The sequence below is a fragment of the Pseudomonas cistanchae genome, assembly GCF_054483635.1.
Genome location: NZ_JBTLWN010000002.1, coordinates 569,853 through 594,024 on the forward strand (window position 1 = coordinate 569,853; position 24,172 = coordinate 594,024).

A 24,172-nucleotide genomic window follows, 5' to 3' on the forward strand; every position below is an offset into this window, starting at 1 on the left:
GTGGGTTCTCGACCAATTGGTTATAGTGCGCTCACCTCCTCCAGCTGGAAGTCCCGTGGCCACTGCATCCAACATTGCCTTTCGCGCTTATCAACGTGTCATCCACAGTCTGGCGTTCTACCCGACGCTGATCGCCTTCGCTTTCTTCGGCCTCTGCGTGCTGAGCATGGCGATGGAATATCAACCGTGGGTCATGGAGATCAAGCAGCAGGTGGATATCGGCCTGGTGCGTAATGCGGAAAACGCCCGGCTGATTCTCGGCACCCTGGTGGCTGGCATCATTTCGCTGATGGTGTTCAGTTTTTCCATGGTCATGGTGGTCCTCAACAACGCCGCCGCAGCGCTGTCGCCGCGGGTTTTGCCGGGGCTGATCAGCAGCAAGGGGCATCAGAAAACCCTGGGCCTGTACCTGGGCACCATCCTCTACGCGCTGCTGCTCATCACAACCATCGAGCGCGGCGAAAGCGAGCGGGTACCCAGCCTAGGCGTGCTGATTTCCCTGCTGCTCGGCATCGGCTGCCTGGCCATGTTCGTCCACTTCATCCGCTCGATTTCCCAATCGATTCAGGTCGAATTCATCCTCAACCGGTTGTACCGCACCACCCTGGCGGACCTCGAGCAACGTGCTGACAAACTTGAACAACTCGAACATCCGCCCGTCTGGCCGGACGACAGCCGCTGGCACAGGGTCATGACGCAACGCAGCGGCTATTTCAAGGCACTCAATATTACGGCCGTCAACGCCCTGCTCTGCGAACACCGCCTGCGAATGACACTGCTGGTACACCGCGGCTTTTTCGTGATGGCCGGCCAGCCATTGTTCAAGCTGGACCGCGAGACGGACGAGGCAGTGACCGGGCAGTTGCTCGACTGCTTCGATTTCTTTATCGAAGAGTTCGCCAGTTCGCACTATTACTTCGGCTGCAAGCAGATTTCGGAAATCGCGGTCAAGGCCCTAAGCCCGGGCATCAACGATCCGGCGACCGCTATCAAGGCGATCGACCTGCTCAGTGTGCTGATCAGCAAGCGCATGCAACTCGCCGACCTGGACTTTTCGCCACTGGCTGATCAGCCGCCGCGTTTGCACCATGCGGAGCTGGCGCTGGACCCGCTGTTGCTGCAGCTGTTCGGGCCCATCCGCACCTACGGCGCCAGCGATACCGGCGTGCTGGTCTGCCTGCTCCAGGCCTTCAAGAACCTGCTCCATCAGCGGCCGCGCAGCGACCAGCGCGAGGCACTGCTGCGCCATGCCGGCTGCGTGATCGACGCCGCCGATCGGGCGCTTGCCGACACCCGCGACCGTGAGGAAATAAACACCTTTATCGTCCGTATCAACCGTACGCTGGACGACTCGACTATGGAGTTGAAGCTGTTGTCGCTGGGTTGAGCACCAGCGGTGCGCAAAGCGCCGAGCTGATGGCGCCGACAAATGCCTGGCAATCCTCCAGCATCATCAGATGACCACAGCCGGCCAGCAGCTGTTGGCTAGCGGCCTCTTCCTGCGCCCAGGGCGGCACGTCCCAACCCTCACGGGAACGCTCTCCGGCCAGCAAGTGCACTGGATGACGGGCAAAGATCCGCCGCAGCCGCGGCAGATAATCTGCTGCGCCCGTCTCACTGACCACCGCCTGCGCCATCGCTCGCACCGTCGAACCTGGCTGTTGCGCCAGCCACCGTTCGGCCACGGCCAGCGACCAGGATGATGCCGCAACCCCGGCGCCCGCAAGCCAGGTCGCAGGATCGTCGCGCAAGCCATCGAGTAGCGCGTTTGCCTGCGCCGCCGACATGCGGGCGACCGACGATGACCAGAACGCATCGCGCAGGGTGAAGTTGCCTTCCACGCTGACCAGGCTCGCCACGCGCTCGCCATGGCGCTCGGCGAACAGCGCCGCCACCACGCCCCCCACGGAATGACCGACGAGGTGCACCGGCTGGTCGCCGAAATGACGGCGCAGGGTTTCACTCAGGTGCTCGACCTGGGCAGCCATGGTGATCTGCGCGGGCGGGGTCGCGCTCAGTTCGCCGTAGCCCAGCAGGTCAGGCGCGAGGGCCTTGCCTGGTGCGAAGAAAGCGGTCATGTCGGGCACGCGCAACGAACCGATCAGACCGTGAATGAATACCACTGGAGGCATGGAGGCTTCCCTGCAAAGGTTTAACGACCCAGCCCTACATAAAGCGCGGGCCGACTGGATGACTACAGCGCCTTCATACCCGCTGCCCAACTTTTGCGCAATTGAGCGTTTCGGCTAAGCAGAAGGCGTCCATCCGCCAGCCCTGAGCCTCAGGCGTTGTCGATCTGGGCGCGCATGCGTTGCTCCTGCTCGCGCAGTTCTGGAGTGAGCTCGTCGCCGAAATCCTCCATTTCGAAAACCTGGCGGATTTCGATTTCGCACTCGCCGGGCATCGGGTTCGGGCAGCGCTTGACCCACTCGATGGCCTCCTGCAACGAGGCCACGTTGAACATCCAGAAGCCGGCGATCAGCTCCTTGGTTTCGGCGAAAGGCCCGTCAACGACAGAGCGCTGACTGCCATTGAACTTCACCCGGGCGCCCTTGGCACTTGGCTGCAGGCCTTCGCCAGCCAATAGAACGCCGGCTTTCACCAGGGTTTCGTTGTACTGGCCCATGGCGGTCAGCAGCTCCTCACTCGGCATCTCGCCCGCCTCGGATTCCTTGCTCGCTTTTATAATCACCATAAATCGCATTGCGCACTCTCCTATCGAATCCAGCCGTTTGCCGTGCTGGTTAATTCATAGTCGAAACCGCCAAGCAAAAATCGACAACGCTCAAATTTTTATTCACCGTCGCGTGCCCTGTGTCCCATCCGTCGTGCACACGTCAGACTTTTGCCGACGCCGGTGACCATCGGCGCGCGTATGGCTTTACACTGTTACCCATCGCTGCAGCGACTCATTACTCCGCGCTTGAGGGCGATATGGACTCGACGACTTCTACCGCCACCGCCCAGTTATCCGAAATGCTGGTGCAGGCGGTCGGCGACTACGCCATCTACATGGTCGACCTCAACGGCCGCATCGCGTCGTGGAATACCGGCGCGCATCAGATCAAGGGTTACAGTGCCAGCGAGGCGATCAACCAGCCCCTGTCGCTGTTCTACACCCCCGAAGACCGCTCGCTCGGCAAGCCGCAAAAGCTCCTGGATACCGTGCGCAGCGAAGGCCGTGCCTATGACGAGGGCTGGCGCCTGCGCAAGGACGGCACACGCTTCTGGGCTCAGGTGGTGGTCGAAGTGGTGCGCGACGCCAACGGCGAACTGATCGGCTTCGCCAAGATCACCCGCGACATGACCCAGAGCCATGAAGCCGCCCAGCACATCGAAACCATGCGCGCCCAGCTGTTTCAGGCGCAGAAGCTCGAAGCCCTAGGCCAACTTACCGGCGGCATGGCCCACGACTTCAACAACCTGCTGACCATCATCATTGGCGCGGCCAGGCTGGCGGCCCGCACCAAAGACCCGCAGCGCCTTGCCGAACTGCTGGAAAACATTCAACAGGCGGGCTTGCGCGGCAGTCGCCTAACCCAGCACTTGCTGACCTTTGCCCGCCGCAAGAGCTTGCAGTCAGAGGTCGTCAACCTGCATGAAGTGCTGCAAGCCGCGCAGTCGCTGCTGGCTCAGGCGCTGCCGAAGGCGATGACGCTGAAGCTGGTGATCGAGGATGACCTCAAGGCCGTCGAGGTCGAACTGGATGCCAGTCAGTTGGAGATGACCCTGCTCAACCTGGTCTTCAATGCCCGTGATGCGTTGAACGGCAGCGGTGAAATCGGCCTGCACGCCTGCGTTCGGCATATGCAGGGCGAATGGGACAACCTGCATGGCGAGTTCGTGTTGATAACGGTCAGCGATGACGGCATGGGGATCGCCCCGGACGTGCTCACGCGCATTTTCGAGCCGTTTTTCACGACCAAGGATTTCGGCCAGGGCACTGGCCTTGGCCTCAGCCAGGTGTATGGCTTCATCAAGAACCTCAAGGGTTCCATCAAGGTGGACAGTGAGCTCGGACGCGGCACCCGCATTACCCTGTATGTACCCGTTATCGGTGACAAGGCGACATAAGGCGGCCCCCAACGGCTGGTTTTTCGCCAGACTTTGCAGGTAGGCTTTAGCGACAGTCTGGGACTATGCGATCAACCGGGCTATGATTCCATGGCCACCACTACTTACTCTAACTTCTATTGTTTAGCGCATTAAAAGACTGACAGATTGGTTATCTAGCGCCGTTCGAGGCGGCGCATCTCAGGCTACTAGGCGCACTTTTATAAGGCAGGCCAGAAATTGGAACAGCTAAAACGCCTTCAGAGCGGAATAGAGGGTCTCGACGCGCTACTGAAGGGGGGGTTGGTAGCGGGTGCGTCTTACATCGTTCAAGGCCGTCCTGGCTCGGGTAAAACCATTCTTGCCAACCAGATCGCGTTCAATCACGTGCGTAACGGTGGCCGGGTGCTGGTTGCGACCTTGCTGTCCGAAACCCATGAACGACTATTTCAGTTTCTCTCCACGCTGACGTTCTTCGACAAAAGCAAAGTCGGCGCGGAAATCCAGTTCGTCAGCGCCTTCGATACCCTCGAAAACGAGGGCCTGGACGAGGTGGTCAAACTGCTGCGGCGCGAGATCAGCCGCCAGAAGGCCACGGTGCTGATCGTCGATGGCCTGCTCAACGCCCGCACCAAAGCCGACACCCAGCTGGACACCAAGAAATTCATTTCCGAGCTGCAGGGCCACGCAGCGTTCGCCGGCTGCACGGTGTTGTTTCTCACCAGCTCGCGCCTCGACGACGGCAGCCCGGAACACACTATGGTCGACGGCATCATCGAGCTGGGTGAAGAGCTGGTCGGCATTCGCTCGGTGCGCCGCATCCAGTTGCGCAAGACCCGCGGCAGCGGTGCGCTGTCTGGGATGCACGACTGCGAGATCACCGATAAGGGCCTGGTGGTCTATCCGCGCCTGGAAAGCCTTTACAGCATCCCCTCGCAGCCCGCAGACGTGGACCTGGGTCGGGTAAAAAGCGGGATTGGCAACCTCGACCAACTGATCGGCGATGGCCTGCCGCACTCTTCCGTAAGCCTGGTCATGGGCCCCTCGGGGGTGGGTAAAACCAGCCTCGGTCTCTGCTTTCTGTCGCAGTCGACACCCGATGAACCGGGCCTGCATTTCGGCTTCTATGAAACTCCTCGGCATGTTCGGAGCAAGGCGCGGGCAATCGGTCTGGATTTCGAAGCAATGGAAGCCAGCGGCGCCATGCATATCGTCTGGCAGCCCACCACCTTCGGATTGCTTGATGCCCTTGGTGCGAAGCTGCTGGACACCGTCAAGGCGCACGGCATCAAGCGCGTCCTGATCGACAGCCTCGGCGGCATGGCCAGGGTCACCACCAATCACGCGCGCCTGGTCGAATTTTTCAGCGCACTGATGAACGAACTGCGCGCCATGGACGTGACAGTATTTGCTACCTGGGAGATGCGCGATCTGTTCGGCTCGGAGATCAACGCGCCAGCACCGGAGTTGTCGAGCATCGTCGATAACCTGCTGCTGATGCGCTACGTAGAGATGGACTCTGAACTAAAGCGAGTCTTGTCCATCCTTAAAATGAGAGACACCGATTACGACTCCTCGCTGCTCGAAGTGGTCATCTCCGATCACGGCATCAACCTCAACAAGGCCTTTAAACATGCAGCGGCAGTTTTATCCGGTTCCGCTAAGCCAACCGCTTGATCCGCTAGAGCAGGTCGCCCTCCAATGACGACGATTCTGGTGGTAGATGACGAATATCTGATCGCGGATATTCTCGGCTATGCGTTGGAAGACGAAGGCTACATGGTGGTCAAGGCCAGCAATGGTCGCAAAGGCCTCGAAGTCCTCGACCGTGAACGCCCCTGCCTGGTCATCACCGACTTCATGATGCCGCTGATGGATGGCCTCGAGTTTGCTCGAGCAGTTCATGCACGGCAGCAACCTGCGATGCTGCCCATCATCCTGATGAGCGGTGCCCAGGGCAGCGTGGGCAGGGAAAGCCCCGATCTGTTCGCCGCGGTATTTGACAAACCGTTCGATATCGTCGACGTCATCGCCAAGGTCAAAGAGCTGATCGGTCCCGCGATCTAAGCTATTCCCCCTCCTTCCTCCCTGCTCGCTCAGTAACGTGCTGCTGCGCCCGTTCAGCTTGTCGATCTGAAAACGCCGACATTGCGCTTACTGGCATAGCGGACATTGCATAAGACATATATGTAATTTGTATCGCTGGATGGTCCTACTACCCTAGTGCCGCCTTAAGCAAGCTCATCCAAAAAAATTTTCAGTTTCTTTTATATTCGAAAATCCATATATTCTGCCCTCTACATCGGCTTCAGTGCCGGTCGTGTTCAGTCATACCCACCGAGAGCGCCATGGCCGAGCTGCTGACCCCAACCACCGTCTTCAAATGCCTGGCTGACGAAACCCGCATTCGCACCCTGCTGCTGATCGCTCGCGAGCAGGAGCTGTGCGTATGCGAGCTGACCTGCGCACTCGCTGAAAGCCAGCCAAAGGTCTCCCGCCACCTGGCGCAATTGCGCACCTGTGGCTTGCTGGCCGACCGTCGCCAGGGGCAATGGGTGTACTACCGCCTGCACCCCAACCTGCCGGACTGGGTCATCAGCGTGCTTCACGCCACCCTTGACGCCAACAAGCACTGGCTGAGCCCGGATGCCAAGCGCCTTGGCGATATGGGTGAACGTCCCGAACGCCTGGCCGTTTGCTGTTGATGCGCCCCAACGCCAACAACACGCTGTATCCCGCCACCGAATTGCTACCTGCCTGACAGTGGAGTCACCGATGAACGATGAGCAGCTGCCCAACCTGGATGCCGAACAGCTCGACCTGCCGACGCTGGACAAGCTCGACGCGGCGCAGCCCCTTGGCCACAAGCCACGCATTCTGCTGCTGTATGGCTCCAACCGTGAGCGCTCCTTCAGCCGCTTGATGGTCGAGGAAGCGGCTCGCCTGCTTGAGCGTTTCGGTGCTGAAACCCGGATATTCAATCCCTCGGGGCTGCCCCTCCCGGACGACGCGCCCGACAGCCATCCCAAGGTGCAGGAGCTGCGCGGACTGATGCAGTGGTCGGAAGGCCAGGTCTGGTGTTCGCCAGAGCGCCACGGTTCGATGAGCGCGGTGTTCAAGGCGCAGATCGACTGGGTGCCGCTGGCCCTTGGCGCCATCCGCCCGACGCAGGGCAAAACGCTGGCCGTGATGCAGGTGTGTGGCGGCTCGCAGTCGTTCAACGTGGTCAACCAGCTGCGCGTACTCGGCCGCTGGATGCGCATGTTCACCATCCCCAACCAGTCCTCGGTGCCCAAGGCGTTCCTTGAGTTCGACGCCCAGGGACGCATGAAGCCGTCGTCTTTCTATGATCGACTGGTGGATGTCATGGAAGAGTTGGTCAAGTTCACCCTGCTGCTGCGCGAGCGCTCGGACTACCTGGTGGACCGCTATTCCGAGCGCAAGGAGTCGGCCGAGCAATTGTCCAAGCGCGTCAATCAGCCCTCCATCTGACCTCTGGATCATCTGTGATGCTAAACACCCTGGGCCTGTTTGCGCTGACGGCGCTGGCCGAAATCATCGGCTGCTACCTGCCATATCTGTGGCTCAAGCAGGGCAAGAGCATCTGGTTGCTGCTGCCGGCGGCGGCCTCACTGGCGTTGTTTGCCTGGCTGCTGACGCTGCACCCGACCGCGGCCGGGCGGGTGTATGCCGCCTACGGTGGCGTGTATGTAGCGATGGCGATTCTCTGGCTGTGGCTGGTGGATGGCATTCGCCCAACCCAGTGGGACCTGCTGGGCGCCGCTGTGGCCGTGCTCGGCATGGCGATCATCATGTTTGCGCCGCGTGGCGCCTAGCGGGTTACGGCAAAACTACTGCGCCCGGTTAGGCGGTCTGCTGACTATTTCGAGAGGAGTTTGAACATGGCTATCAAGGTAGGTATCAACGGTTTTGGCCGCATCGGTCGCCTGGCGCTACGCGCCGCCTGGGGCTGGCCGGAGCTGGAATTCGTACAGATAAACGACCCGGCCGGCGATGCCGCAACCCATGCCCATCTGCTGAACTTCGATTCTGTGCATGGCCGCTGGCAGCATGAAGCGGGCAGCGACCGCGATTGCATTGTGATCGGCGGCAAGCGGGTCAAGGTTACCGCCAACAAGGCGATCGCGGATACCGACTGGAGCGGTTGCGACCTGGTGATCGAAGCCAGCGGCAAGATGAAGACCGTCGCGGTGCTGCAGGGCTATCTGGACCAGGGCGTCAAGCGCGTAGTCGTCAGCGCGCCAGTCAAGGAAGCTGGGGCGCTGAATGTGGTGATGGGCGTCAACCAGCAGCTGTTCGACCCGGCGCAGCATCGCATCGTCACCGCGGCGTCCTGCACCACCAACTGCCTGGCGCCGGTGGTCAAGGTGATCCACGAGAACCTCGGCATTCGCCACGGTTCGATCACCACCATCCACGACCTGACCAACACCCAGAGCATCCTCGACCAGCCGCACAAGGACCTGCGCCGCGCCCGGGCTTCGGGCATGAGCCTGATCCCCACCACCACCGGTTCGGCCACGGCGATCGCCGAGATTTTCCCTGAGCTGCGCGGCAAGCTGAATGGTCACGCCGTGCGCGTACCACTGGCCAACGCCTCGCTGACCGACTGCGTGTTCGAAGTGGAACGCGCAACCACGGTCGATGAGGTCAATGCGCTGCTCAAGGACGCCGCCGCTGGCCCGCTGAAGGACATCCTCGGTTATGAGGAGCGTCCGCTGGTGTCCATCGACTACCGCACCGATCCGCGCTCCTCGATCATCGACGCGCTCTCGACCATGGTGGTCAATGGCACCCAGGTGAAGCTCTACGCCTGGTACGACAACGAATGGGGCTACGCAAACCGCACCGTGGAATTGGCGCGTATGGTCGGGGCGGCGGGCTGATAAATCCCGGGTATCGCTGCGCTCAACCCGGCTACGGTCGGCGCAGCAGACCCGTAGGGTGCGCCGCGCGCACCAACCACTCCAACATGGTGCGCACGGCGCACACTACGACCGTTGTCCAATCGTCACTGGATGTCCCCATGCACGCCCTCTCCCGCCTCGCCCCGGATGTACGCCAATACCTGCTGATCACCGGCAACTATTGGGCTTTTACCCTCACCGATGGCGCGCTGCGCATGCTGGTGGTGCTGCATTTCCACAGCCTGGGCTACACGCCGCTGCAGATCGCCGCGCTGTTTCTGTTCTATGAGATTTTTGGTGTGGTCACTAATCTGGTCGGCGGCTACCTGGGCGCGCGGCTGGGCTTAAATCGCACCATGAATATCGGCCTGGCGCTGCAAGTCGTCGCCCTGCTGATGCTCACCGTGCCGGCAGCTTGGCTGACCATCCCCTGGGTGATGGGTGCCCAGGCGCTGTCGGGGATCGCCAAAGATCTGAACAAGATGAGCGCAAAAAGCTCGATCAAGCTGCTGGTGCCGGATAGCCAGCAGGGCACGCTGTACAAGTGGGTGGCAATCCTGACCGGCTCGAAAAACGCGCTCAAGGGCGTCGGCTTCTTTATGGGCGGCGCCCTCCTCGCCCTGCTTGGCTTTGCCGGCGCGGTGCTGGCGATGGCGACCGTGCTGGGGGCGATCTGGCTGGCCAGCATGTTGCTGCTGAAAAAGGACCTAGGCAAGGCCAAGGCCAAGCCGAAATTTCGCGACATCCTGTCGAAAAGCCGGGCGATCAATATTCTGTCGGCCGCGCGGCTGTTTCTCTTCGGCGCCCGCGATGTGTGGTTCGTGGTCGCGCTGCCGGTGTACCTGTCCAGCGTGTTCGGCTGGGATGTCTGGATGGTCGGCGGCTTTCTCGCCGCTTGGGTGATCGGCTACGGCATCGTCCAGTCCTTCACCCCAGCCATCACCGGCAAGGCCAGCGGCCAGGTACCGGATGGCCGCGCCGCCTTCGCCTGGGCCGCGGTGCTGGCCGGCTTGCCAGCCGCCATCGCGCTAGGCCTAGAGCTAAGCTCGGGCAGCGAACTCTCAGCGCATTGGGTGCTGCTTGGCGGATTGATGCTGTTCGGCGCGCTGTTTGCGGTGAACTCGTCGCTGCACAGCTACCTGATCGTCAGCTACGCCAAGGCCGACGGCGTATCACTGGACGTGGGCTTCTACTACATGTCCAACGCCCTGGGGCGTCTTATCGGCACGCTGCTGTCGGGCTGGGTGTATCAGGTTTACGGCCTGCAGGCATGCCTGTGGATCTCCTCGGCATTCGTGCTGCTCGCCGCGCTGATATCTCTAGGGCTACCGAGGCATGGCGCAGCGGGCGCGCCTGTTCAGTAACCGGTCATTTCCAGGTAACCACGCCCACCCTGACTCCCGCGCAAGCGCACCGGCCCCTCCCAGTAGGGAAAGCGCGTGCCCATCCAGGCCTGGGGCTGAATGGCCTGCACCTCGAGATCAAGTCGCTCCTCCGGCAACTCGACTCGCCAGGAAGTCGGTACCCGTCGGCCATTGGCCAGGGTGGTTTGCTGCAGCGGTGTCAGCCTGATCTCGGCGCCTTTCAGCGCGCGGCTCTGGCCGTCCGCCGCGATCCAGGTGCCGGCGCGGTAGTGCTCGCCGTCGGCCTGGCGCACCTGGAACAGCATCACCTTGGCGCCGTTTTGCAGGTGCAGGGAAAACCAGTCCCACCCCTGCTGCTCCGGCGCCAGCGGCTGGCTGCTCCACTCGCGGTCGAGCCAGGCCTGACCGGTGACCGCCACGCGCTTGCCGGCATGTTCGATTTCGCCGCTGACCTGATAGAACGGCTGGCTGTAGTAGTAGGACGCCTGGCCCTTGCCGGATTTCTCGCTGTAACCCTGCTTGCCGTGCAGCACCAGCGGGCCCTGGCTGTCGAGCTGCAGGCGATAGGCGAAACTCTCGCCCCGGGCCTGCATGCTCAGGTGCTGCAGGCCTTCGCCGCTATTACTTTGAAGCGACCAGTCATCAATCCAAGCGCGGAATGGCTCCGCCTCGACGCCCGCCTGGCCAACGCCGCCCCGCGCCAGGGTTTCAGCGGACGCATGGCCGAACGGGCCGCTCAGGCCGGCGTGGCCCATCCACAGATTCGGGCTGTTCCAGCCAGCCTGCTCGGCGCCCGAACGCAGCCCGGACCGGAACAGCGTCCACTGCACGCCCCAGTCGCGCCCTTCGCCATCGGTCAGGTTCGCCGTGACGTACCACCATTCGATGCGATAGCCATTGTGGGCGCCGTGGTCCGCGGGAAACTGCAGCGTGCGCCCCGTCTGCACCGGCGCGAATGCCTCGGCACTCTGACCCAGGCCCGCGAAGCCGGCGGCCGGTTCGACCGGCTGCTCGCATGCACTCAACAACCACGCCAGTACGGCGACACACCAGGGTTTAGCCTTCATCGGCAAATTGCCTCAAGAGATCGGCCGGGGACCGCCGCGCCAGTTGCCAGACCGGCCCAGCTGCCGCTGCCAGGCTGGTAACCAGCCCCAACAGGCCGAGCTGCAGCAATTGCCCGGGGAATACATGCAAGGGCAGGCGCCAGCCGAACGCCTGTACATTCACCACCGCAACCAGGCACCAGGCAAGCAGCAGGCCCAGGGGCATCGCCACCAGCACAGTAAGGCTGGCCAGCAGCAGGGTCTGGCCAAGGCTCAACCAGGCCAGCCGGCCGCGATTGACGCCCAGCGCCCACAGCGGCGCCAGCTGGCTGAGTCGGCTCTGGCCGAGGGTCAGCAGGCTGATGAACAGCGCCACCCCGGCCACCGCCAGGGTCAGGCTGTTCAGCGCGGCGGTGGCGGAAAAGGTGCGCTCGAAGATCTGGTTGGACCAGCGTTTCAATGCCGCCTGATCGATCGACTGGGCCGAGCTCAGGGCAAAACGCTGCTCCAGCTGCGTCTTCAGTGCCTCGACCTTGGCGGCCGGCATATGCAGGCTGATCGAGGCCAGCGCCGCCTCGGGCCAGTGGCGCTGCAGCCACTGCGCATCGACCAGTACCTGGCCTTTGGGGTTGCCGTAATCGGCATACAGCCCCAGCACCGGCAACGTCTGTTCACCCTGCGCAGCGGGCAGCACCAGGCTATCGCCGAGTTGCAGATCGAGTCGCCGCGCCAGTTGCTCGCTGAGCATCACCCCCTTGCCCTGCGCCAGCTGCGACCACGCGGAAGGCGACGCCTCGAGCAGCGGCCAGTCCTGGGCATAGGTGGGCTGCGCGGTGATACCTTGCAGCTGCGCCGGCCAGCCTTGCAGACGCATCTCGACCCGCCATTGCGGCAACGTCGCCGTGACGTTCGGTTGTTGCTGCAGCCAGGCGAGCATCTGCTGGCCCTGCTCGGTATCGCGCGGCGCCAGGTAAAGTTCGGCGGCCAGGCGCTGATCGAGCCAGCCGCTGAACGTCTGGCGAAAGCCTTCGGTCATGCTGCCGACCCCGACGCTGGCGGCCAACGCCAGCAGCAGCGCCATCAATGCCAGGGCCAGGGCCGGCAACTGCTGGCGGCTGTCGGCGACGAACCACTCGGCCAGTGGCCCTCGGCACAGCCTCGCCAGGCCGGCCAACGCCAGGTCGAGCAAAGCCGGCAGCAGCAACGCCGCCGCCAGCAACAGGCTCGCCAGCAGAAGGAAGCCCGCCAACAGGCTTTCGCCGTAGGCCCAGGCCAGCACGGCCACCAGCAACAAAACCAGCGCCAGCACCACCTGGCGTTTCAACCACACGCCCTGGGCGACTCGCCAGGCATGGGGTTGCGCCAAGGCCAGCAATGGCAGGCGCGCGGCACGCAACAGGCTGCTCGCGCCAGCGATGACGGCGCCCAGCAAGCTGATCGCCAATCCGGCCAGCCACCACTGCGGCGACAGCTGCAATTGGCCGGTCACCTCAGCGCCGTATAGGCCGCGCAAACTGGCGGCGATGTCCGGCAGCAGCGCGCTGGCCAACAGGTAGCCGCTGGCAACGCCGGCCAACCCGCCGAGGGTCGCCAGCAGCCCCAACTCAATGCCAAGTGCCAGTAGCAAACCCGCCAAACTGACGCCGCACGCGCGCAAGGTGCGCAACAGCCCGCGGCGCTGCTCCAGGGCCAGGCCGATGGCGGCGTGGACGATAAACAGGCCGACGATAAACGCCAGCATGCCCAGGGCGGTGAGGTTGAGGTGGAAGCTGTCGGTTAGGCGCTGCAGGTCATCGCCATCGCTTGGCGCGGCAAGTTGCACCTGCAGTTCGGCGGCGACGGCGGCAGGCAATGCCGGCGCCTGCTCGGCGAATGCGGCAGGCAACAACAGCCGCGACAGTTGCCCCGGTGCGTCGAGCAGCCGCTGCGCGTGGCCGATGTCGACGATGATCACCCCCGGCGCCAGCTGCGCCTGCAGCTGTAACGGCGGCAGGCGACGGCCGTCCGCGGTCAGCGGTTGCGCGCCCGGCTCCAGGCCCATGCGGCGCAAGGTGTCGGGGGCTATCCAGGCCTGCCCCGGCGGCGTCAGAAAGCCCAGCAGGTCGTCGTCCTGGCTCGCCTGGCCGGCCACCGTCAACCCGGCGGGTAGGGTCAACGGCTCGATGCCGATCACCTGCACGCTGATCGGCTGCTCGCCTTCGAACCGCAGCCGGCCCTGGAGCATGGGCGATACCGGCCAGCCGGCGCGCCGCAAACTGATGTAGCTGGCCTGGCTGAAGCGCTCGCCGTGGCGGGCACCGATGTACGCCTGTTCCGCGCCGGCAATCACTGCGCTGGCGCGCGCATAATCGGCGCGTGCCTGGCTGTTAAGGGCCTGTACGCCAGTCCACAGGGTGGTCGCCAGCCACAGCCCGGTGAGGATACTGAAGAACTGCAGCGGGTGCCGTCGCCAGTGACTGAGCAGTGCCAGCAGAGTCATTCGGAGCATGCCATTCACCCTTGTACGCGGCCGTGTTGCAGGCACAGGCAGTGGTCGAGCCGCGCCGCCAGCCGAGCGCTGTGGGTGACCATCAGCAGGCTGCTGCCCGCTTCGCCCACCAGCTCCAGCAGCAAGGTCAACACCGCTTCGCTGCTGGCCTCGTCGAGGCTGCCGGTCGGCTCGTCCGCCAATACCAACGCTGGCCGCCCGGCCAGCGCTCGGCCAATCGCCACGCGCTGTTGCTGACCGCCGGACAGCTGCTCGGGATAACGCTGCAGCAGCTCAGCCAAACCCAGACGCTCGGCCAGCTGCGTGACCCAGGCGGGATCGTGACGCCCGGCCAGACGCGCCTGGAAGGCCAGGTTGCCCGCCACCGTCAGGCTGCTGATCAGGTTGTATTGCTGGAACACCAGGCCGATACCCTCGCGCCGCCAGCGTGCCAGCTCGGCTTCGCTGCGCCCGTGCAACGGCTGCCCGTCGATCAGGATGCGCCCGCTATCAGGCCGCTCGAGGCCGGCGACCACATGCAGCAAGGTGCTTTTGCCACTGCCCGATTCGCCCATCAGTGCCAGGCTGGAGGCGCGCGCCAGTTGCAGGCCGACGCCGCGCAATACCGGCAGCGCCCCCTGGGCCGTGACGAAGGATTTATGCACATCTTCGACGATCAACATTCGCCTACCCGATCTCATCTGCGATTGCCCGAGGGTACCGCAGAAGCCCGCCCTGACACCCGCCCGTTATCGTCGCAGGCGCCTCGTACTCAAATAAAGGGCTGTGTCCCAATAGCGTGTTGCATGGCGCACGGCTGGCGCAGCTGCGCCATATCCAGATGCTGCTCGGCCCTACCGGTCCAGCGCAGCAAGGCGCTGCAGGCCTTCGGCGTAGCTAGGGTGCGCGGGGCCGCCCAGGCCGTGCGCACCATTGCTGTCTCGGTGCTGCGCATAGCGCACCCTAACGCTCACCTACGCCATGGCGCACCCTACAAAGTCAGGTCTTTAAACCCAGGCGCCGGTAACAGAGCCAAAGAAAAACCCGCCAATTGGCGGGTTTCTCGTCGCAGCAGGAATGTTTCAGAAGATGTAATCGGTGGTCAGGAAGCTCGATTCCCGATTGCGGATGATGTCGCTGATCAGTTGCTTGTTGCCGTCCTGGAACTTGGTCGCCACCAGGGTGCGGATCGAGAAAGTGCGCAGCGCATCGTGCACCGACAGGGTGCCTTCGGCCGAGTTCTTGCGGCCGTTAAACGGGAAGCTGTCGGGGCCGCGCTGGCACTGGGCGTTGATATTGATCCGGCCGACCTGATTGGCGAACGCATCCACCAGACGACCGATCTGCGCCGAGTCGTTGCCGAACAGGCTCAGCTGCTGACCGAAATCCGAATGCAGGACGTAATCGATCACCTCCTGCACATCGCGGTATGGCACCACCGGGATCAGCGGGCCGAACTGTTCTTCGTGGTACAGGCGCATCTGCGACGTGACCGGGCTGAGCAGCGCCGGGTAGAAGAAGCTCTGCCGATGGGCACCGCCGCCTGGGTTGATCACCCGTGCGCCCTTCGCCACGGCGTCATCAAGCAGGCTGTTGAGAAACGCCACCTTGCCCGACTCGGGCAGCGGGGTCAGCGCCACCCCATCCTCCCAAGGCATGCCTGGCTTGAGCGCGGCGAGCTTGGCGCAGAACTTGTCGAGAAACGGCTGTAGCACGTCCTCATGCACGAACAGGATCTTCAGCGCCGTGCAACGCTGGCCGTTGAATGACAGCGAGCCGGTAAGGGCTTCGCTGACCGCATTGTCGAGGTCGACATCGGGCAGCACGATGCCGGGGTTTTTTGCATCCAGGCCCAGGGCAGCGCGCAGGCGGTGCGGGCGCGGGTGGAGTTTCTTCAGGTCGCTGGCACCCTTGTTGGTGCCGATAAAGGCGAACACGTCGATCTTCCCGCTGGCCATCAGCGCACTGACGGTGTCGCGACCGCGGCCGTAAATGATGTTGATGACACCCGGTGGAAAGCTGCTGCGAAACGCCTCGAGCAACGGGCGAATCAGCAGCACGCCGAACTTGGCGGGCTTGAACACCACGGTGTTGCCCATGATCAGCGCCGGAATCAACGTGGTGAAAGTTTCGTTCAGCGGGTAATTGAACGGCCCCATGCACAGGGCGACGCCCAGCGGCACGCGGCGAATCTGGCCGAGGGTGCCCTGCTCCAGCTCGAAGCGGCTGGAGCGACGATCCAAGGCCTTGAGCGCCTCGATGGTGTCGACGATGTAATCGCAGGTGCGGTCGAACTCCTTTTCCGAGTCCTTGAGGTTTTTGCCGATCTCCCACATCAGCAGCTTGACCACTGCCTCGCGCTGTTCGCGCATGCGGGCGAGAAAGGCTTCGACATGCTGGATGCGTTCGACCACGCGCATCGTTGGCCACTGCCCCTGGCCGTGATCGTAGGCGGTAACCGCGGCATCCAGCGCCACCAGTGCAGCCTCGGCGTCCAGCAGCGGCGTGCTACCAAGGACCACCTGCTGATCGCCCTGCGCGCTGCTCAGAAATACCGGGCTGCGGACCTCGGCCAGCGGGCCGTCCCAGCGCACCAACTCGCCGTTGACCAAATACTCGCGCTGCTCCACGGGCGCATCGGCGCGGTAGCGCTCGGGAATCTCGGCGACGGTGGGAAACAGGGTGTCGAGGCGATTGTCGGTGTGCATGGGTAATCCCTTGTTGTTTTACCTGAATGGTTGCCTGAATGGCGATGCCTTGAACTGCCGGCGCCCGGGCCGGCCGCCAATCAATCGAGCAAACGCAAGGCGTCGCTGCTGCACTGCTGGATGCGCGCCCAATCGCCCTGTTTGACCCACTCGCTGTCGAACATCCAGGTACCGCCAACGCACATCACGTTGGGCAGCGCCATGTAGCGCAGCAGGTTGTCCGGACTGATGCCGCCGGTCGGGCAGAATTTCACCCCGGCGAACGGCCCACCGAGCGCCTTGAGCGCCGCGACGCCGCCGCAGACTTCCGCTGGAAACAGCTTGAAGCGCCGGTAACCGAGGGCGTAACCAAGCATGATTTCCGAGGCGCTGCTGACGCCCGGCAACAGCGGCACCGCACTTTCCAGGCTGGCCTGGAGCAGCTCAGGGGTCGAGCCGGGCGAGACGATGAACTGCGCACCGGCGTCGATGGCCGCCTGCAGCATCTGCCGATCCAGCACCGTGCCGGCGCCGACGCACAGCTCGGGCCGGGCCTCGCGCAGCTGGCGGATGGCGGTCAGGCCATGGGCCGAGCGCAGGGTGATTTCCAGCACCGTCAGGCCGCCGGCGGCCAGGGCATCGGCCAGCGGCAGGATGTCCTCTTCGCGGTTGATGGTGATCACCGGCATGATCCGTGCGCGGGCGCAGAGCGCATCGATCTGGGCGATCTTTTCCGCCATGCGGGCTTGCGGGTCGGTCGAGTTAGCGTGAGTCGTCATAGGGCTGGTCCTTCGGGCCTAGGGGCACCAGTAAATCTCAAGAGGAGAACGCAGAAAGGCGCGTATCGGCATGCCTGGCACGTCATCCGTGCGCAGGGCTTGGCTCAAGGTGTCGAGCTTGCCCATGCCTTGAATGGCCAGCAGCGGCATGTGCGCGGCGGCCAGGGTCGGCAGGGTCAGCGTCAGCCGCTGATGCGGTACGCTGGGCGCCAGCATCGGCAGGCAGCGTCGCGGGCAATTGGCCTGCAGCGCGGCGTCGAGGTTCGGGCTGTGGGGGAACAGTGAAGCGGTATGCCCGTCGTCGCCCATGCCGAGTACCAGCACGTCGATGGCGGGCAACGCACTCAGGGCTTCGTCGGCTTTCAACGCGGCTTCTTCGAGGCTGGCAGCCGGCTGATACAGGCCGATAAAGCGTGCCGCCGCGGCTGGCCCGCGCAACAGATGACGACGCACCAGGCCTTCATTGCTGTCGGGGTGGCTGACCGGTACCCAGCGCTCGTCCGCCAGGCTGATCACCACCTGCGCCCAGGGCAGTTCCTGCGCGGCCAGGCTGTTGAAGAAAGCCACCGGGCTGCGCCCGCCAGATACCACCAGGGTGGCGCTGCCATGGCTGTCGACCGCGGCGCGCAAGGCCTCGGCTACGGCTTTGGCCAGGTCCTCGGCCAGGTGTTGCGCGCCGCTGTGGCTGCGCGCAACCACGCCGATCGGCAGATCGAGTTTAGAGATCGCCATACCAGGACCTCCCGTCACGGGTGATTAATGCAATCGAGCTCATCGGCCCCCAGCTGCCGGCGGCATAGGGTTTCGGCGCATCGCCGAGGCGCTTCCAGCCGGCAATCAACTGATCGCACCACTGCCAGGCATGCTCGATTTCGTCCTTGCGCACGAACAGGTTCTGGTTGCCGCGCATCACTTCGAGCAGTAGCCGTTCGTAGGCGTCGGGCACCCGCGCGCTGCGGTAGGTGTCGGAGAAATTCAGCTGCAGCGGGCCGCTGCGCAGCTGCATGCCCTTGTCCAGGCCCTGGTCCTTGGTCATCACCTGCAGGGCGATGCCTTCATCGGGCTGCAGGCGGATGATCAGCTTGTTGCCAATCAACTGGCGCTGCTCGGGGGCAAAGATGTAGTGCGGCGGCTCTTTGAAATGGATGACGATCTGCGACAGCTTCTGTGGCATGCGCTTGCCGGTGCGCAGGTAGAACGGCACGCCGGCCCAGCGCCAGTTGCGGATGTCGGCCCGCAGCGCGACAAAGGTTTCGGTGTCGCTGCGGGTGTTGGAATTCTCTTCCTCGAGGTAGCCCGGCACCGCCTTGCCGTCGCTGCTGCCGGCCACATACTGGCCGCGCACCACCTGGCCGCTGAGCTGCTCGGCGGTGATGGGCGCCAATGCCTTGAGCACCTTGACCTTCTCGTCGCGGATGCTGTCGGCCGAGAGGTCCGAGGGCGGGTCCATGGCGATCAGGCAGAGCAGCTGCAACAGGTGGTTCTGAATCATGTCGCGCAACTGCCCGGCCTGGTCGAAATAGCCCCAGCGGCCTTCGATGCCGACCTTCTCCGCCACGGTGATTTCAACGTGGGAGATGTAGTTCTGGTTCCACTGGGTCGCGAACAGGCTGTTGGCAAAACGCAGGGCGATCAGGTTCTGCACCGTCTCCTTGCCCAGGTAATGGTCGATGCGGTAGATGCGGGTTTCCGGGAAGAACTGCGCCACCGCATCATTGACCTGACGTGAGGATGCCAGGTCGTGACCGATCGGCTTTTCCAGTACGGCGCGGGTGCGTTCGGCCAGGCCGACCTGGGCCAGATTGGCGCAGATGCCGCCGTACACCGACGCCGGTGTGGCGAAGTAGGCGATCAGCCGCTCGGCATCGCCAACCCGCTCCGCCAGCGCGGTGTAGTCGTCAGCCTGCAGGAAATCCATGGTCAGGTAATCGAGGCGCGCCTGGAAGCGCTGCAGGGTTTCGGCGTCGATCTCGCTGGCCGGCACGTAGCGGCGCAGGTGCTCGCCGATAAAACTCAGGTGCTGCTGGGCGTCACCGGTTTCCCGGGCCAGCGCGAGGATGCGCGTATCGGCATGCAAGAGGCCGGCGCGGTCGAGCTGATAGAGCGCCGGAAACAGCTTGCGCAGGGCCAGATCACCGAGCGCGCCAAACAGGGCGAATGTGCAGGACTCAAGATTCAAGGTCGTCATAATGTTTGTTCTTTTATCAAGTTGCGCTAGAAATACCCGGATATCGGGGATTTATCAAGGCTAAATGTTGTAATAAAAACAACATTTAGCCAAATCCTACTTTAGAGTGGTGACGTTTACAGGCCATCAGTACGATAGGCCGGCATTTTCATCACCCGTTCAAGCTGCCCGCCAAGGAAAAAACATGGACCGCGTGCGCAACCTTCTCGAACAGATTCAGGGCCGCCTCGACAGCCTGAACAAAGCCGAACGCAAAGTCGCCGAAGTGATTTTGCGCAATCCACAGGTCGCCACCCGTTTCAGTATTGCCGCCCTCGCCCAGGCTGCACTGGTCAGTGAACCCACGGTAAACCGCTTCTGCCGTTCGTTCGGCGTCAGCGGCTACCCCGAGCTGAAAATGCAGCTCGCGCAAAGCCTGGCCAGCGGCGCCGCCTACGTCAGCCGCGCGGTGGAAGCCGATGACGGCCCCGAAGCCTACACCCGCAAGATTTTCGGCAGCGCCATCGCTTCATTGGACAGCGCCTGCCAGTCACTCGATCCGCAGCTGGTCAGCCGCGCCGTCGACCTGCTGATCCAGGCCAGGCAGATCCACTTTTTCGGCCTCGGCGCCTCGGCCCCGGTAGCGCTGGATGCGCAGCACAAGTTCTTCCGCTTCAACCTGGCGGTATCCGCCCACGCCGACGTGCTGATGCAGCGCATGCTCGCCTCGGTCGCGCACACCGGCGACCTGTTCGTGATCATTTCCTACACCGGCCGTACCCGCGAGCTGGTCGAAGTCGCGCGCCTGGTGCGGGAAAGCGGCGCCTCAGTAATCGGCCTGACCGCCGCCGGTTCGCCATTGGCGCAGGCCAGCACCCTGAGCCTGAATATTCCGCTGCCGGAAGACACCGACATCTACATGCCGATGACCTCGCGGATCATCCAGCTCACCGTGCTCGATGTGCTGGCGACCGGCATGACTCTGCGCCGCGGCGTGGATTTCCAGCCGCACCTGCGCAAGATCAAGGAAAGCCTCAACGCCAGCCGCTATCCGGTCGACGAAGAACCGATGTAAACGGCGCCACTCGGGTAGGGTGCGCCGTGCGCACCAGGGTCAGCGTCAACGTAGATTGTTGGTGCGCATGGCGCACCCTACGGGTCAGCTCTTAGTTGGTTGCAGTCCGGGCTACTGAGGCACTTCGCGAACTCGCGCCGGGCAGATCACCCTAGACGCGCTTTCAACGCCAGCACCGCCTCCTCACCGGGTTTCAGGCTCAGGCTGTCGGCCGCGCAACTGGCGGCCTGGACGCTGAGAAAACCCAGGGCTTCGCTCCAGCTGACGTCGGTCAGCGGCCGGCTACCCGGATGCCAGACCACGCTGTTGGCACCGCCACGGGTATCGATCAGCAGCCGCCGCTGCCAGGACAAGTCCTGCAGCTGCAACTGGGCGCCACGCTGGAAGATCCGGTGACAGCCGTCTTCGATCCGCAGCGCGCCCTGCTGCACGCAGCCTTCGCGCTTGAGCAGGTCCTGGCCGCTGGCGCCATCCAGACCCAGCAGCGCCACCCGCACCACGTCGCTGATCCGCCAATAGGCGTGCAACGCGTGGCTGAGCTGACACGGCTCGCTGTCCTGGTGACGGGTACGCAGGCGCAATTTCATATGCGCACCCAGCTCGGCTTCTAGAATCACCTGCCAGTCGCACAGCTCCAACTGCCAGCGCAGGTGCACCGACTGCTCGTCCACCCGGCTGTCGAGCAGCTCCCAATCCATCAGCCGCGCCCAGCCGTGGGACGGCCAGCCACTTTCGCCGGGATGACGCCCGTACCAAGGCCAGCACACCGGCACACCGCCACGGATTGCCGCCCCCTGGGGCCAGCGACTGGCGCACCACAGCCACGGCCGTTGACCGCGCGGCTGAAAATGCAGGAGCTGCGCGCCCTGCCGACTGAACGCCGCCTGAAACGCCGGATGCTCGATCAGCAGCAACTCGCGCCCCTGCTGCATCACCCAGCGCAACGTCGAGCCGTCGCCCTGCAGAAACAGCGCAGCCAAGGGATGCCCTGCGGCATCACTTGGCTGAACGGTTACAGCGGACGAGCGCCTGGGCTTAGCCGGAATCATGCAAGGCTCGGCGCGAGGCGCTCAACGACATGGGTTCAGTCCCACCAGTACTCGACCTGCACGCCGAAGTTCGAGCCATGCTGCGCGCTACCGAACGCGCCGCTGTCGGACAACGCCGAGCCAGCCGCCACCAGGTTGGCCGCGCGCTGCGCCGCGTCGTTCCAGCTGGCATAGGTGTAGTACAGGCGCACCTCGGGCCGCGCCCAGAACCCAGGGCCCGACGGCGACCAGGTCGGCGCGACGGTGAACTTGGTCAGCTTGCGGGTGCCATCGCTGGCATCGACCTGATCGTGGCCGAGCTCGCCGATCAGCTTGAACTGCTCGGTGAAGGCGTAGGTAGTACGCCCGCCGACCGACACCCAGTCCTGATCGTCGCCGTCCGGACGCACGTCCTTCTGATAGACGAACTGTACCTGGCCGCCAAGGCGCGGGGTCATTTGCCAGTCGAAGAATTCGACCAGGCGATAGCTCTTGTTGTCGCGGTCCAGGCCGACGTCGCCGGTGTAACCCAGGCCGGTGCCAGGGCCGCGGCCGTATTGCAGAGCGAAGGTGTTCTTACCGCCGAGAAAATCCGCCTGTTTGTGTTGCGCGGTAATCGCCCAGCCGCTGTTGGCACCGGTGCTGTCAGGCTTGTCGATGTAGCTCAGACCGAACTCCAGTTCGCCGCCTGGGTTGGTGTCGAAGCCGCCGACGTTGAAGTCGTGGCGGTTGATGTAGGGGTCCTGGAATACGCTGTCCTTGCGCGAGAAGGCGTAGCTGTACTTCAACCCGCCCAGCTCGTAATCCTCGATGCCGGCGCCGGTGGCGGTCTGGTTCCAGTAGTAGAAGTCGCTGATGTGAATGTCGTTGCGCTTGTAGAAGCGCCGCCCGGCCCACAGCGAACCGCCGTTCAGGGCGGGCACGTTGCTCCACTCGGCGAACATCTGGTTCATCCGTGCAAAGCCGTAGTCGCCGGTGAATTTCGGGGTATGGCCGTATTGGTTGTACAGCTGGGCCATGCCCTCGAGGCTGACGACCGATCCGTCGTCGAGGGTGAGCAGGTCCTGACGCAGGTCCAGCTCGATGTACTGCTCGCATTCGTTACCCAGGCGGTACTTCGATTGCGCGCCGGGCAACTGGAAGCAAGATTGACTGCCATTGCCGTCTGCCGTGCCTGCGCCAACACGGCCGTAACCGCTGAACTCCAGCGCGCTTGCCGCTTGCGGTAATGCCAGGTAGCCCATGGTCAACACCATGCCTAAACTCGTTGCTGCTCTCATATTCACTCCTTCTTGTTTTTATTGTTTACCGCTCGCTGCATAAACCCCGGGGCACGGATACGACAGACGCACCCCCAGGCGTGTGATTGCTCCGCTCAACGTGCCTTGAACTGGGCGACCTTGGATACAGCCTGCTCAGGGCTGCGCGCTTCGGGTAACAGGCGCTCGCCGCTTTTCGCATCGAACAGCAGCAGCTTGCTCGGATCGAATTGCAGCTCCAGGGTCTGCCCGACCTGGGGTGCCTGGTCCGGGGTCAGACGGCAGCACACCTTGGTCTGGTTCAGGGTCACGAACACCAGGGTGTCCGGCCCGGTTGGCTCGGTGACTTCGACCTCGGCGCGCACCGTGGTCAGGCTGGAGGTTCCGACCGATGCGAGCTGGATCTGTTCGGGCCGGATACCGAGAATCACGTCACGGTTCTCGAAACCTTCGCCCATCGAGCCCAGCGGCAGCTCGCAACGGGCCTGCCCCGCCGCACCGGCCGCCCCGTCGAGCAGCGCCAGCAGTTGACCGTCACGACGTTGCAGGCGCAGGGGAATGAAGTTCATTGGCGGCGAACCGATAAAGCTGGCCACGAACAGATTGGCCGGGTCGTTGTAGATCTGCTGCGGGGTGCCGAACTGCTGGATGATGCCGTCCTTCATCACCGCTACCTTGTCGCCCAGGGTCATCGCCTCGATCTGATCGTGGGTGACATAGACCGTGGTGGTCTTCAGGCGCTGGTGCATCAGCTTGATTTCGGTGCGCATTTCCACGCGCAGCTTGGCGTCGAGGTTCGACAGCGGCTCGTCGAACAGGTAGATCTTCGGCCGCCGTGCCAGCGCCCGACCCATGGCCACGCGCTGCTGCTGGCCACCGGAAAGCTGCCCCGGCTTGCGTGCCAGCAAATGTTCGATCTGCAGCAGCTTGGCGACCCGCGCCACTTCCTCTTCGATGGCCGCGGGGGCCATCTTGCGCATCTTCAGGCCGAAGGCGATGTTGTCGCGCACGGTCATGGTCGGGTACAGCGCGTAGGACTGAAAGACCATGGCGATGTCGCGATCCTTCGGGCTCATGCCGCTGATGTCGGCGTCATCGACCAGAATCGCCCCGCCGCTGATTTCCTCCAGGCCGGCTATGCAGTTCATCAGCGTGGACTTACCGCAGCCCGACGGGCCGACCAGAATCAGAAACTCCCCAGAGTCGATCTTGATCTCGATGTTTTTCAGGGTGTCAGCCAGGCCGTTGCCGTAGCTTTTGTTCACGTTGCGCAGTTCGAGCGTTGCCATAAATCTCTCCAGAATCGTTGCAGCACAATC

At 63.4% G+C, this 24,172-nt stretch carries 22 protein-coding genes; 10 read left to right on the forward strand and 12 right to left on the reverse strand.

All coding sequences use genetic code 11. The features are described 5' to 3' along the window. Positions 1-55: 55 nt before the first annotated feature. Positions 56-1,387, forward strand: a complete 1,332-nt coding sequence (locus tag ACX0MV_RS09515) for a DUF2254 domain-containing protein (protein ID WP_458982250.1) — start codon at positions 56-58, stop codon at positions 1,385-1,387. On the opposite strand, the gene ACX0MV_RS09520 is transcribed toward ACX0MV_RS09515, so the two are convergent. Both ACX0MV_RS09520 and ACX0MV_RS09525 read right to left on the reverse strand, forming a co-directional pair. Further along, entirely contained in the window at positions 1,356-2,132 is a 777-nt protein-coding gene (locus ACX0MV_RS09520; protein WP_458982251.1) for an alpha/beta fold hydrolase, read from the reverse strand. The two genes, ACX0MV_RS09515 and ACX0MV_RS09520, sit on opposite strands and share 32 nt — an antisense overlap. 149 nt (positions 2,133-2,281) lie before the next feature. Further along, positions 2,282-2,704: a YciI family protein gene (locus tag ACX0MV_RS09525; protein ID WP_458982252.1), complete on the reverse strand. Its 423-nt coding sequence runs from the start codon at positions 2,702-2,704 to the stop codon at positions 2,282-2,284. A gap of 230 nt (positions 2,705-2,934) precedes the next feature. On the opposite strand from ACX0MV_RS09525, the gene ACX0MV_RS09530 reads away from it, so the two are divergent. The 8 genes from ACX0MV_RS09530 (at position 2,935) to arsJ (ending at position 10,345) form a co-directional block, all read left to right on the forward strand. Next, on the forward strand, positions 2,935-4,074 hold the full coding sequence (locus ACX0MV_RS09530; protein ID WP_458982253.1) for a two-component system sensor histidine kinase NtrB: 1,140 nt from the start codon (positions 2,935-2,937) through the stop codon (positions 4,072-4,074). A 219-nt stretch (positions 4,075-4,293) separates the two neighbouring features. Further along, entirely contained in the window at positions 4,294-5,730 is a 1,437-nt protein-coding gene (locus ACX0MV_RS09535; RefSeq protein ID WP_458982254.1) for an ATPase domain-containing protein, read from the forward strand. A gap of 24 nt (positions 5,731-5,754) precedes the next feature. Beyond that, positions 5,755-6,120, forward strand: coding sequence for a response regulator transcription factor (locus tag ACX0MV_RS09540; RefSeq protein WP_458982255.1), 366 nt, complete (start codon positions 5,755-5,757; stop codon positions 6,118-6,120). 281 nt (positions 6,121-6,401) lie between these two features. Continuing rightward, positions 6,402-6,758: a metalloregulator ArsR/SmtB family transcription factor gene (locus ACX0MV_RS09545; protein WP_458982256.1), complete on the forward strand. Its 357-nt coding sequence runs from the start codon at positions 6,402-6,404 to the stop codon at positions 6,756-6,758. A gap of 70 nt (positions 6,759-6,828) precedes the next feature. Beyond that, positions 6,829-7,545 (forward strand): arsenical resistance protein ArsH, encoded by a 717-nt coding sequence (gene arsH, locus ACX0MV_RS09550; protein WP_458982257.1) that lies wholly within the window; start codon positions 6,829-6,831, stop codon positions 7,543-7,545. A gap of 17 nt (positions 7,546-7,562) precedes the next feature. After that, positions 7,563-7,889: a YnfA family protein gene (locus ACX0MV_RS09555; RefSeq protein WP_458982258.1), complete on the forward strand. Its 327-nt coding sequence runs from the start codon at positions 7,563-7,565 to the stop codon at positions 7,887-7,889. A 66-nt stretch (positions 7,890-7,955) separates the two neighbouring features. Next, a complete protein-coding gene (locus ACX0MV_RS09560) occupies positions 7,956-8,960 on the forward strand; it encodes an ArsJ-associated glyceraldehyde-3-phosphate dehydrogenase (RefSeq protein WP_458982259.1) in 1,005 nt (334 codons plus the stop codon). Between the two features lie 140 nt (positions 8,961-9,100). Next, complete coding sequence (gene arsJ, locus ACX0MV_RS09565) at positions 9,101-10,345, forward strand: organoarsenical effux MFS transporter ArsJ (protein ID WP_458982260.1); 1,245 nt, start codon at positions 9,101-9,103, stop codon at positions 10,343-10,345. On the opposite strand, the gene ACX0MV_RS09570 is transcribed toward arsJ, so the two are convergent. From ACX0MV_RS09570 to zwf, 7 genes are all read right to left on the reverse strand, one after another. Continuing rightward, positions 10,339-11,412, reverse strand: coding sequence for a lipocalin-like domain-containing protein (locus tag ACX0MV_RS09570; protein WP_458982261.1), 1,074 nt, complete (start codon positions 11,410-11,412; stop codon positions 10,339-10,341). The two genes, arsJ and ACX0MV_RS09570, sit on opposite strands and share 7 nt — an antisense overlap. Beyond that, the gene (locus tag ACX0MV_RS09575) at positions 11,402-13,879 is read right to left on the reverse strand and encodes an FtsX-like permease family protein (RefSeq protein ID WP_458982262.1); all 2,478 of its coding nucleotides are present in this window, start codon (positions 13,877-13,879) and stop codon (positions 11,402-11,404) included. Before ACX0MV_RS09575 ends, ACX0MV_RS09570 begins: the two co-directional genes overlap by 11 nt. 5 nt (positions 13,880-13,884) lie before the next feature. After that, a complete protein-coding gene (locus ACX0MV_RS09580; RefSeq protein WP_458982263.1) occupies positions 13,885-14,541 on the reverse strand; it encodes an ABC transporter ATP-binding protein in 657 nt (218 codons plus the stop codon). A 399-nt stretch (positions 14,542-14,940) separates the two neighbouring features. Continuing rightward, the gene (locus tag ACX0MV_RS09585; RefSeq protein ID WP_458982264.1) at positions 14,941-16,566 is read right to left on the reverse strand and encodes an NADP-dependent glyceraldehyde-3-phosphate dehydrogenase; all 1,626 of its coding nucleotides are present in this window, start codon (positions 16,564-16,566) and stop codon (positions 14,941-14,943) included. Positions 16,567-16,646: 80 nt separating this feature from the next. Next, positions 16,647-17,324, reverse strand: a complete 678-nt coding sequence (locus ACX0MV_RS09590; protein WP_458982265.1) for a bifunctional 4-hydroxy-2-oxoglutarate aldolase/2-dehydro-3-deoxy-phosphogluconate aldolase — start codon at positions 17,322-17,324, stop codon at positions 16,647-16,649. An 18-nt stretch (positions 17,325-17,342) separates the two neighbouring features. Then, positions 17,343-18,056 carry a 6-phosphogluconolactonase gene (gene pgl, locus ACX0MV_RS09595; RefSeq protein ID WP_458982266.1) on the reverse strand — a complete coding sequence of 238 codons (714 nt, stop codon included), beginning with the start codon at positions 18,054-18,056 and terminating at the stop codon, positions 17,343-17,345. Continuing rightward, positions 18,043-19,512 carry a glucose-6-phosphate dehydrogenase gene (gene zwf / locus ACX0MV_RS09600; protein ID WP_458982267.1) on the reverse strand — a complete coding sequence of 490 codons (1,470 nt, stop codon included), beginning with the start codon at positions 19,510-19,512 and terminating at the stop codon, positions 18,043-18,045. The genes pgl and zwf overlap by 14 nt, the downstream gene beginning before the upstream one ends. 193 nt (positions 19,513-19,705) lie before the next feature. Here zwf and ACX0MV_RS09605 point away from each other — a divergent pair, with 193 nt between their 5' ends. Beyond that, positions 19,706-20,566 (forward strand): MurR/RpiR family transcriptional regulator, encoded by an 861-nt coding sequence (locus tag ACX0MV_RS09605; RefSeq protein WP_458982352.1) that lies wholly within the window; start codon positions 19,706-19,708, stop codon positions 20,564-20,566. Positions 20,567-20,712: 146 nt separating this feature from the next. Here the strand turns inward: ACX0MV_RS09605 and ACX0MV_RS09610 are convergent, their stop codons facing one another. The 3 genes from ACX0MV_RS09610 to ACX0MV_RS09620 form a co-directional block, all read right to left on the reverse strand. Next, positions 20,713-21,615 carry a D-hexose-6-phosphate mutarotase gene (locus tag ACX0MV_RS09610; RefSeq protein WP_458982268.1) on the reverse strand — a complete coding sequence of 301 codons (903 nt, stop codon included), beginning with the start codon at positions 21,613-21,615 and terminating at the stop codon, positions 20,713-20,715. Between the two features lie 35 nt (positions 21,616-21,650). Further along, the gene (locus tag ACX0MV_RS09615) at positions 21,651-22,874 is read right to left on the reverse strand and encodes a maltoporin (protein ID WP_458982269.1); all 1,224 of its coding nucleotides are present in this window, start codon (positions 22,872-22,874) and stop codon (positions 21,651-21,653) included. Positions 22,875-22,969: 95 nt separating this feature from the next. After that, on the reverse strand, positions 22,970-24,142 hold the full coding sequence (locus tag ACX0MV_RS09620; RefSeq protein WP_458982270.1) for an ABC transporter ATP-binding protein: 1,173 nt from the start codon (positions 24,140-24,142) through the stop codon (positions 22,970-22,972). Positions 24,143-24,172: the final 30 nt, after the last annotated feature.

Bases quoted from the DNA above. Each gene is read 5' to 3' on its own strand.
- ACX0MV_RS09520 (WP_458982251.1), bottom strand. From the start codon at position 2,132: ATGCCTCCAGTGGTATTCATTCACGGTCTGATCGGTTCGTTGCGCGTG.
- ACX0MV_RS09525 (WP_458982252.1), bottom strand. From the start codon at position 2,704: ATGCGATTTATGGTGATTATAAAAGCGAGCAAGGAATCCGAGGCGGGC.
- ACX0MV_RS09530 (WP_458982253.1), top strand. From the start codon at position 2,935: ATGGACTCGACGACTTCTACCGCCACCGCCCAGTTATCCGAAATGCTG.
- ACX0MV_RS09540 (WP_458982255.1), top strand. From the start codon at position 5,755: ATGACGACGATTCTGGTGGTAGATGACGAATATCTGATCGCGGATATT.
- ACX0MV_RS09545 (WP_458982256.1), top strand. From the start codon at position 6,402: ATGGCCGAGCTGCTGACCCCAACCACCGTCTTCAAATGCCTGGCTGAC.
- arsH (WP_458982257.1), top strand. From the start codon at position 6,829: ATGAACGATGAGCAGCTGCCCAACCTGGATGCCGAACAGCTCGACCTG.
- ACX0MV_RS09555 (WP_458982258.1), top strand. From the start codon at position 7,563: ATGCTAAACACCCTGGGCCTGTTTGCGCTGACGGCGCTGGCCGAAATC.
- ACX0MV_RS09560 (WP_458982259.1), top strand. From the start codon at position 7,956: ATGGCTATCAAGGTAGGTATCAACGGTTTTGGCCGCATCGGTCGCCTG.
- arsJ (WP_458982260.1), top strand. From the start codon at position 9,101: ATGCACGCCCTCTCCCGCCTCGCCCCGGATGTACGCCAATACCTGCTG.
- ACX0MV_RS09570 (WP_458982261.1), bottom strand. From the start codon at position 11,412: ATGAAGGCTAAACCCTGGTGTGTCGCCGTACTGGCGTGGTTGTTGAGT.
- ACX0MV_RS09575 (WP_458982262.1), bottom strand. From the start codon at position 13,879: ATGCTCCGAATGACTCTGCTGGCACTGCTCAGTCACTGGCGACGGCAC.
- ACX0MV_RS09580 (WP_458982263.1), bottom strand. From the start codon at position 14,541: ATGTTGATCGTCGAAGATGTGCATAAATCCTTCGTCACGGCCCAGGGG.
- ACX0MV_RS09585 (WP_458982264.1), bottom strand. From the start codon at position 16,566: ATGCACACCGACAATCGCCTCGACACCCTGTTTCCCACCGTCGCCGAG.
- ACX0MV_RS09590 (WP_458982265.1), bottom strand. From the start codon at position 17,324: ATGACGACTCACGCTAACTCGACCGACCCGCAAGCCCGCATGGCGGAA.
- pgl (WP_458982266.1), bottom strand. From the start codon at position 18,056: ATGGCGATCTCTAAACTCGATCTGCCGATCGGCGTGGTTGCGCGCAGC.
- zwf (WP_458982267.1), bottom strand. From the start codon at position 19,512: ATGACGACCTTGAATCTTGAGTCCTGCACATTCGCCCTGTTTGGCGCG.
- ACX0MV_RS09610 (WP_458982268.1), bottom strand. From the start codon at position 21,615: ATGATTCCGGCTAAGCCCAGGCGCTCGTCCGCTGTAACCGTTCAGCCA.
- ACX0MV_RS09615 (WP_458982269.1), bottom strand. From the start codon at position 22,874: ATGAGAGCAGCAACGAGTTTAGGCATGGTGTTGACCATGGGCTACCTG.
- ACX0MV_RS09620 (WP_458982270.1), bottom strand. From the start codon at position 24,142: ATGGCAACGCTCGAACTGCGCAACGTGAACAAAAGCTACGGCAACGGC.